Genomic DNA, 7,680 nt, shown 5'->3' with positions numbered 1-7,680 from the left:
GGGGGGGGGGAATGCACCCGTTTGCAAAAAATTGAGTGTGTGCTGTATGACTTGTTGGTTGTGGCGCATTCCCGTGTGGCTTACATTAAGCGTAATAAATCACGCATATTAGTAGGGCGTGTTGATCTTTGATGGTTGAATTTGCAGCAGTGTGTTTGGTTTTTAGGCAAGGCAGAGCCTGTGAAGTGTGGTTATTCCCCATAAATAGGCGATAACGCAGCATAAATGCCAAACATGCGCTGCCCTTTGGGTTCTGCCTAGGGGCGATAAACTCTTTGTAACTTGGTTTTTACTTAGCCCACTAGGTTACAAACCTCGCGCCGCGATTTAATGCCCCTAGATTGAACAAATTTCAATCCGAAAAAATCAACACGCCCTCAGTTTGGTCGATTCTACAGACACCAAACCATCGTTTTCACTGTTAAAGTAACTTTGTGTAAGAGGGGATGCTTTAGTACCAGCTATAATGCCTAAATTAAGAGTTAACTCACTTATTTTATTGCCTAAACTATTACTGCCTGTAATAAGTGATTGGCTTATACCGCCCCCTAAGTGCATTAACCATGAGCCCTTTAGGTGATTGGCAAGCTCACTGCCTTTATTAGGAGTACCAATTAAAACAACATTACCAAGGGTATTATTATTTAATACTGTCATGTTACTTTGTAAGTATGCCCTAATAACCAATCCTCCAAGGGAGTGGCCTACAAAATGTATTTTACTGGCATTAGAAATACAGGCATTAATTTGCGTACTTGTTTGCGCTAACACATCTTCAACGCTTCCCCTATAGAATCATAATTTAGGCTGCATACCTTATAATTTGCATTTTTAAGCTGCTGGGCAAAGTAACGCATTGCCCAATCGCTTCTACCTAAGCCATGGGCAGGTACTACCAGCTCATCATCAGGTTTATACTGTACAGGGGGATTATTGGTACTTTTACAGCCGGTTAGGGAAAGTAAAAGTATTAGGCCGATTACAAATGGTTTTTTCATTACTTTTACACCCTACACACGTTCGCTATTAGCAATTATATTGACCATTTAAAAGCGACTTGCTGCTCAGTAACTGCCCATAGTTTGCTTAGCACAGGCTGCTCTAAAGCAAATGATTCAAGCGTGCATTCACCGACAGGGCCACTCCAATTCCACCTGCCTGATGGGCCATAATAAGCGCGCTGTTTTAAATTTTGCTCGGTGGCACACATAACCTCAGGGTATGCGCCTTGCTCTGCCGATTGCGCTAAGCCCATTTTGACTATTAATGACCAGGTAAATCGGGTTGCAAAGTTAACATTATCGCCAATAAGAGAGGTATTAGCGGCACCTGGATGACACACAAACACTTGCACATTTTTATTGGCGGCGGCTATTTTATTTTGCAGCTCATAAGCAAACATCATTTGTGCAAGTTTACTGTGGCAGTAGGTTTTGTTTGGGTGGTAGTTTTTATTCCAATTCATGTCATCAAATTGAATCGTTTTAAGCCCCATTTTGTAACCTTCACTGGCAACCACAACAATACGTCCGTTCGATTGCTCTATTTTGTTAAAAAGTAAACCACACAGTAAAAAGTGCCCATAGTGGTTAACCCCTAGCTGACTTTCAAAGCCGTCTTTAGTAAATTGCTGAGTCGCGACCTGCGCAATCGCACCGTTACAAATAAGTGCATCTATGTGTGGCACAGTTTGTAATACCTCGTTGGCTGCATGGCGCACTGAGGCAAGCTCTGCTAAGTCCATTTTTATAAAACTCACCTCAGTATTATCGCCAAACTCTTGTTTTAACTTAGCAATAGCTTCATCTGATTTTAAAGGGTTACGATTGAGCATAACAACTTTTGCGCCTTTAGCGAGTAATAGTCGGGTTGCTTCAAAACCTGCGCCTGTATTTGCTCCCGTTATTAAATAGCATTTACCGACTAAAGAACTGAGTTGGTCGGGAGTCCAGCCAGAAGGGCCAAATGGGTTAGATGCGCTCATTAGTTAAATTCCTATCAATAGTTAAGTATAAATATGCAGTACAGGGCTATGCGCATTGTTCTACATTGCTTGTTAGGTAATATAACTCTCGCTACTAGGTGTAACTAGGCGATATCCTCTTTAAAATATGCCTATTTGTATCACTGCATTGAGAATGTGTATTTGCGGTGCTAGATTAGAATTATTCTATATTTAAAGGGTATGGGTGTATGAGCAAACACCAGATTAAACAACTTATACAAAACAAGCTGTCTTTTAACGAAGTAAACAGCGATGAAAATTATACCCAAGGGCTAATAGAAACGGGTATTAAAGGTGTTCAGCTGTTTAAAGTAACGCACGCTATGCGCTGTGCACCTGCGGTTTACGAGCCGTGTATTGTTGCCATAGTCAGTGGCGCTAAAGAAGCCATACTCGATGGTAAGCACTTTATTTACGATGAACATAATTATATGTGCTGCCCTATGTCTATGCCGGTAGAAGCGGGTACACCCTCGGCGTCACCTGAGAACCCCTTGCTAGGCGTTATTGTATCGCTAGATACAAAAGTGATGACCGAATTATCTATTACTATGGCTGCAGAAGGCGTAAAAAAACACGCATCAGCCCCCAAAACACAGGGGCTTACACTCGCAGCGTGGGATGACTCCTTCAGCGATTCATTATTACGATTGCTGCAACTTGTAGGCAACCCTGTAGATATTGCAGTTTTAGGTGAAGGGCGACTGCGAGAATTATATTTCGCCATATTAAACGGACAGGCAGGGAGTAGTGTGCACCAAGCCTTTGGCGTCGGAAACGACATCGCACGCTCAATTGATTATTTGGTATCTCGATTAGATGAGACCATAACCATAGACGATATGGCAGCAAAAATTGGCGTAAGTAGGGCCGTTTTGCATCGAAAATTTAAAGATGCGACCAGTATGTCGCCGATTCAATTTGTTAAATCTATGCGCTTAAATACCGCCGCGATGAAAATTGCAACGGGTATGAACGTAAGTTCGGCGGCCATGTCGGTAGGCTATGTGAGCTCATCACAATTTAGTAGAGAGTTTAAGCGTATGTATGGGCAATCGCCAAAGCAGTGGAGTCAAGCAAAAGAGTTACCTGGGGAGCTTGTTGATCAAGCGATTAATCAAGCAACCAGCCTGAGGAATTAATCATGGATAATATAGTTATTTTTAAGGTTGTTGGTGCGCTGCTAATTATTTTTGGCATAGTGTTAGCTGCCAACCCTGAGCTAATAAGCAATAAACCCGTCCCTAGCGACACTTTTAAGGCCGTAGAGCGCAGAATTTGGTGGGGGTTATTTATTGGTTTTGGTTTATTACTGCAATTTCATTATCAGCTAGTACCTTGGCAAGCTACCATAGCCGCAACACTGTCATCGTTACTTGTAGGGCTTTTAATCGCAAGGCTTATTGGCATTATATTAGATGGTTCGGTAGCAAAACAGTGGCTAAATGTTGGTATTGAAATAGTGATACTGGCGCCTCTAATTTGGTGGTATTTAAAAGTACGTACTTAGTATCAGAGTTAAACCGCTATAAATCTTAGTATCGTCTTAGAGTGTAACGCTTAATACCTTTAAGGCGTGATAAGCAAACAAAGGCGTTTATCCATGAGCTTTACTGTGAGTTAGCGCCATTTCTTCAGACCAAGGTACATAGAGTACGGGAGTTAAGTTTTTATTATCGGCCAAAATTACTTTCGCGATTGGCTGTGCGAAATATTCAGTTGGCTCAAATGAGCAAATATCTTTTAGATTAATTGAAATATAACAATTTGCTTTTTTGATTAATAAAGCTGATTCATCCATACGTGCATGAACTGTTATTTGTAAGTTCATGTAAGGAACCATCGATACTATGTGTTCACCTAAGTGAAATCTTTCTCGCTCTATCTCATCGCCTATTGCTATATTAAAAAATTCTTTTAACTAGGAGTGCGCTTTTAATAGCAGGCAGAAAAGGGAGCTAACTCCTCGCTTTGCTCTCTTACTTAGCTTACTACTCCCTCCAATAATTATTTTTTAAATAGTTGTGATTATTTCAGCGATACTGCGAATAACTAGATAAGACGATTATGTGAGTATTACAGTGCAGCTAAAGTCTTTATATTTAAATATGTACAGGCTGTGTTGCATTAGCCAAAGCGCCGCACTTTATTACTTTTAAAAACAGATGCATTAGAAATTAAACACAATGAAACTGTGATGAGCCAACTACGTGAAGAGATTAATTTAAATTATGGATTTATGCCTACATGAACACTAATAAAAAAGCACGCTTTGCTCAAACAATGGAGCAGCATAAAGGCATTATCTATAAAGTTGTAAACTCGTACTGTCAAAACCAACACGACAGGCAAGACCTAGCGCAAGAAATACTCACCACCCTGTGGCTTGCTTATGATAATTACGACAAAGACTATAAGTTTTCTACGTGGATGTACCGAATCGCGCTGAATGTGGCAATTTCCTATTACCGCAAAGACAGTAAACGAGAAGATAAAGCCAATGAGAGTGAGCAGTGCATTGTGCACATAGCCGACCTATCAGCGCACGATGATAAAAGCGAAGAGGTTAAGCAGCTTTATGAATTTATAGCAAAGCTCGATAAGTTAAATAAAGCCATAGTATTGCTGTATTTAGAAGGTGAATCCCATCAAAGCATAGCGACGAGTTTAGGCATAAGTAAAACCAATGTCGCTACGCGAATAGGCCGAATTAAAGAAACACTAAAAAATCAATTTGAGAAACAGGGGGCTTAGTATGAATTTAGATAATTTTAAAAACACATGGCAGCAGCAAAATAGTGTTAACGAATTGGCCATTACAATAAACCAATCACTGCTGAGCGAAACAAAACTGAATAAACAAATGAAAGAGCTTAATACTATGAAATGGGCACGTATTATTGAAAGCGCAGCTTTCTTCTTTATCATTTTGTTATTGGGCCAGTATATTGCAAAAAACGTTAGTGTTTCAGCGCCTGTAATATCTGCTTTAATCTTGGCTGTATTTGCCATTGTTGGCCTTGCAGGTAACATTGGCCAAATAGTGCATATTGCTAACGTTGGTTATGCAAAGCCAATTAGCCAAGTTCAAAAAGACATTTATTGCCTTTGCTCACATAAATTACAACTAACTAAATTGTTATTTATGTCTGCCCCTTTTTATATGGCTTATGTGTTTATTGGGTTTGATGTGTTATTTGAAATTGACTTATTTGCACACCTAGAGCAACACATGGTTTGGTTTTACAGTGTGTCATCACTACTACTTTTAATTGCCACTGGCTGCGTATTAGCTAAACTAAACTACACAAATATCGCAACTCCTTGGGTTAAATGCACCATTGCATTTATTGTCGGTGAGCGTTTAGTGAATATAGCGCAATTTATCAATAGTATAGAATCAACAGACAGCTAAATAATTAGCTGTCTTACTTTTAAATACTCAAAATATTGTTATTTAAGGTTAGTCCGTTTTTTCTTTAAAATCACACACGTCTTCAATAATACCAATCGTGTTAAGTTATTCGGCACTTATAGCGACAGATAAATAGGGCGGTTACAAGGCATAAATTTTTACATGTAGTTGTTCTACTTGAGAAGTTTATAACGCCGTAAGCGCTTTATTTAGCTCGCTAGAATGACTAAATATTTAAGTCGATTGGTATACACAGCTGCCGCATTTAGGCTTACGGGCAACGCAAGTATAGCGCCCGTGTAGTATTAGGCAGTGATGTACGTCTACTTTAAATTCTTTAGGGACAACCTTTTCAAGTTTTTGCTCAACAGCAACTACATTTTTACCCATTGCAAATTTGGTGCGGTTAGAAACACGAAAAATGCGTGTCTACGGCAATGGTCGGCCAGCCTAAAGATAAGGAAAATAGATTTTATTTTAAACTATGGCCTCGCAGCATACCCATATTGACGGTCATTTTTGTGCGATAAACGTACTTATAGTTGCTTATTATGACCATAATTGTCACTTACATAATCACTTTTAAAATCGGATTTAATTGCTAACGACTTACGAAAAGTGCTTTTCGCCATTTCAAAGTCTCCTTTTGATAAGTAAGCAAATGCTAAGCTATCGTATACTTGCGGCGCATCAGGGAAAAGGGATATCAAATACTTAAACATATCAAACGCTGCTGTCCACGATTCTGACTTAAGCAGCTCCATACCTAATTCATTGATTGTTCGACCAATAAACTGCTTATAAGCGTTCTCGCGGTATGTCTTCTTAAAGTGTTTAACAAACCCTTTTGGGCCACTTGATTGGTAATATTCGAAAGCAAAGTTTTTTTCCAATGGCTTTATCGGTTCATATTTACCATTTTGAATAAAAGACAAAATTCGGCCAGAAATGCGCTCTGCAATTAGGTGATCGGTATTGGCCAAGACGACAATTTCATAACCATTTTCCAAATCAACCTCAACAGCAGCACTCACTCCCAACCCTCCACCATATGCGGCCCAGTGGGAGCCATCCATTGCAAATGACTTACGATTTGTATGGTCAGAGTTCTTTAGTAGTTTATCGGTATAAAAGAGTGCACGATAAAACTGTTGAACATCTATAGCTGTAGACTCAATACCGCCATCCGGGCTGGGATGTTCTGTAACACCAACTCGTTTCAACGTATTATTGTACTTATAGGTATATCGTATCGACTGGTGCTCATGATAGTTCATAGGCTTGAAGGTTGTTGATGACATGCCAACTGGATTGAAAATATTGTTTGCAAGTAACTTTTCGAATGATTGGCCTGTAATTTTTTCAAGAATGACACCCAACACTATATAACCGTAGTTTGAATATTTATAATCACTATCAGGTTCGAATAAGAGAGGGGTGTCTATTAACAGTTTTAGTTTTTTGTCTAGAGTATCAAACGCGAGTTGATTCTCACGATATTCAGCTACAAAGATATCAGCAAATCCAGCCCTATGATTTAGTAAATGTTCAATTGTAATTTTCTCGGCATGAAGCTGTTTAAAGCCTAACTCAAACGTAATGAGTTTGTCACTTAACTTTAGCTTTCCAGCTTCTACCTGTTTCAAAATTAGGACTTTGGTGAAGTCTTTCATTATTGATCCAAGATTAAAGCGGCTTTGGGTTCTGTTCTTTAATTCTTTTTCAATATCCTGAAAACCATAAGAAGATGAAAATACCTCTTTATTATCTTTCGTTATCAGCACATTTCCTGAAAACCATCCCATTTGTTGGTATTGAATTGCGATGTTATCTGCAACTTCAGACACTTTTATATTCTTATTTTGTGTATTTTTCTCGACTGCATAAGCCATTGAAAATATTGAAAAGTATATAAGAAGGATTACAGTGAAATTTCGAATCATTAGCGTGACACTATTCTGTTAAATTAATTTAGTAGTGAGTTAATTGCATAGGATTCTGTTGCAACATTTCTCACTTTTTTAATTAAACTATTAATAACAAACTTCATAACCCATTGCTAGTTAATCAGTTTTGTCTTTAAACTCACACAAGTCTTCTATTATACACGAGCCGCATTTAGGCTTACGGGCAACGTAAGTATAGCGCCCGTGTAGTATTAACCAGTGGTATACGTCTACTTTAAATTCTTTAGGGACAACCTTTTCAAGTTTTTGCTCAACAGCAACTACATCTTTACCCATCGCAAATTTGGTGCGGT

Annotated in this window: 9 protein-coding genes and 2 pseudogenes; 4 read left to right on the top strand and 7 right to left on the bottom strand. The window is 38.9% G+C overall.

The genetic code is table 11. The features are described 5' to 3' along the window. Positions 1–366: 366 nt before the first annotated feature. The 3 genes from AN389_RS20740 to AN389_RS19210 are packed head-to-tail and all read right to left on the bottom strand — an operon-like array spanning position 367 to position 1,984. Positions 367–771: a hypothetical protein gene (locus AN389_RS20740; RefSeq protein WP_055016664.1), complete on the bottom strand. Its 405-nt coding sequence runs from the start codon at positions 769–771 to the stop codon at positions 367–369. Continuing rightward, complete coding sequence (locus AN389_RS20735) at positions 765–998, bottom strand: hypothetical protein (protein WP_055016665.1); 234 nt, start codon at positions 996–998, stop codon at positions 765–767. Before AN389_RS20735 ends, AN389_RS20740 begins: the two co-directional genes overlap by 7 nt. Before the next feature lie 35 nt (positions 999–1,033). Further along, positions 1,034–1,984, bottom strand: a complete 951-nt coding sequence (locus AN389_RS19210) for an SDR family oxidoreductase (protein ID WP_055016666.1) — start codon at positions 1,982–1,984, stop codon at positions 1,034–1,036. A 209-nt stretch (positions 1,985–2,193) separates the two neighbouring features. Here AN389_RS19210 and AN389_RS19205 point away from each other — a divergent pair, with 209 nt between their 5' ends. Both AN389_RS19205 and AN389_RS19200 read left to right on the top strand, forming a co-directional pair. Then, entirely contained in the window at positions 2,194–3,147 is a 954-nt protein-coding gene (locus AN389_RS19205; RefSeq protein ID WP_055016667.1) for an AraC family transcriptional regulator, read from the top strand. Positions 3,148–3,149: 2 nt separating this feature from the next. Next, positions 3,150–3,515 (top strand): DUF4345 family protein, encoded by a 366-nt coding sequence (locus tag AN389_RS19200; RefSeq protein ID WP_055016668.1) that lies wholly within the window; start codon positions 3,150–3,152, stop codon positions 3,513–3,515. Positions 3,516–3,602: 87 nt separating this feature from the next. Here the strand turns inward: AN389_RS19200 and AN389_RS19195 are convergent, their stop codons facing one another. After that, positions 3,603–3,836 (bottom strand): hypothetical protein, encoded by a 234-nt coding sequence (locus tag AN389_RS19195; protein WP_055016669.1) that lies wholly within the window; start codon positions 3,834–3,836, stop codon positions 3,603–3,605. Positions 3,837–4,252: 416 nt separating this feature from the next. On the opposite strand from AN389_RS19195, the gene AN389_RS19190 reads away from it, so the two are divergent. Both AN389_RS19190 and AN389_RS19185 read left to right on the top strand, forming a co-directional pair. Then, on the top strand, positions 4,253–4,759 hold the full coding sequence (locus AN389_RS19190; protein WP_055016670.1) for an RNA polymerase sigma factor: 507 nt from the start codon (positions 4,253–4,255) through the stop codon (positions 4,757–4,759). Position 4,760: 1 nt separating this feature from the next. Then, positions 4,761–5,420, top strand: a complete 660-nt coding sequence (locus AN389_RS19185; protein ID WP_055020479.1) for a hypothetical protein — start codon at positions 4,761–4,763, stop codon at positions 5,418–5,420. Between the two features lie 234 nt (positions 5,421–5,654). Here AN389_RS19185 and AN389_RS20730 read toward each other — a convergent pair. The 3 genes and pseudogenes from AN389_RS20730 to AN389_RS19175 form a co-directional block, all read right to left on the bottom strand. Then, positions 5,655–5,874, bottom strand: a pseudogene (locus tag AN389_RS20730) (endonuclease III); the annotation flags it as partial. Positions 5,875–5,956: 82 nt separating this feature from the next. Continuing rightward, the gene (locus AN389_RS19180) at positions 5,957–7,267 is read right to left on the bottom strand and encodes a serine hydrolase (RefSeq protein WP_235576004.1); all 1,311 of its coding nucleotides are present in this window, start codon (positions 7,265–7,267) and stop codon (positions 5,957–5,959) included. 216 nt (positions 7,268–7,483) lie between these two features. Continuing rightward, positions 7,484–7,680 (bottom strand): annotated as a pseudogene (locus AN389_RS19175) (endonuclease III); the annotation flags it as partial.

Origin of the sequence: Pseudoalteromonas sp. P1-7a, from assembly GCF_001401855.1 — a bacterium.
GTDB lineage: Bacteria > Pseudomonadota > Gammaproteobacteria > Enterobacterales > Alteromonadaceae > Pseudoalteromonas.
Note: the sequence above shows the minus strand (reverse complement) of the source record. Positions and strands in the feature narration are given on the sequence as shown.

Bases quoted from the DNA above. Each gene is read 5' to 3' on its own strand.
- AN389_RS19210 (WP_055016666.1), bottom strand. From the start codon at position 1,984: ATGAGCGCATCTAACCCATTTGGCCCTTCTGGCTGGACTCCCGACCAA.
- AN389_RS19185 (WP_055020479.1), top strand. From the start codon at position 4,761: ATGAATTTAGATAATTTTAAAAACACATGGCAGCAGCAAAATAGTGTT.
- AN389_RS19200 (WP_055016668.1), top strand. From the start codon at position 3,150: ATGGATAATATAGTTATTTTTAAGGTTGTTGGTGCGCTGCTAATTATT.
- AN389_RS19205 (WP_055016667.1), top strand. From the start codon at position 2,194: ATGAGCAAACACCAGATTAAACAACTTATACAAAACAAGCTGTCTTTT.
- AN389_RS19195 (WP_055016669.1), bottom strand. From the start codon at position 3,836: ATGAACTTACAAATAACAGTTCATGCACGTATGGATGAATCAGCTTTA.
- AN389_RS19190 (WP_055016670.1), top strand. From the start codon at position 4,253: ATGAACACTAATAAAAAAGCACGCTTTGCTCAAACAATGGAGCAGCAT.
- AN389_RS20735 (WP_055016665.1), bottom strand. From the start codon at position 998: ATGAAAAAACCATTTGTAATCGGCCTAATACTTTTACTTTCCCTAACC.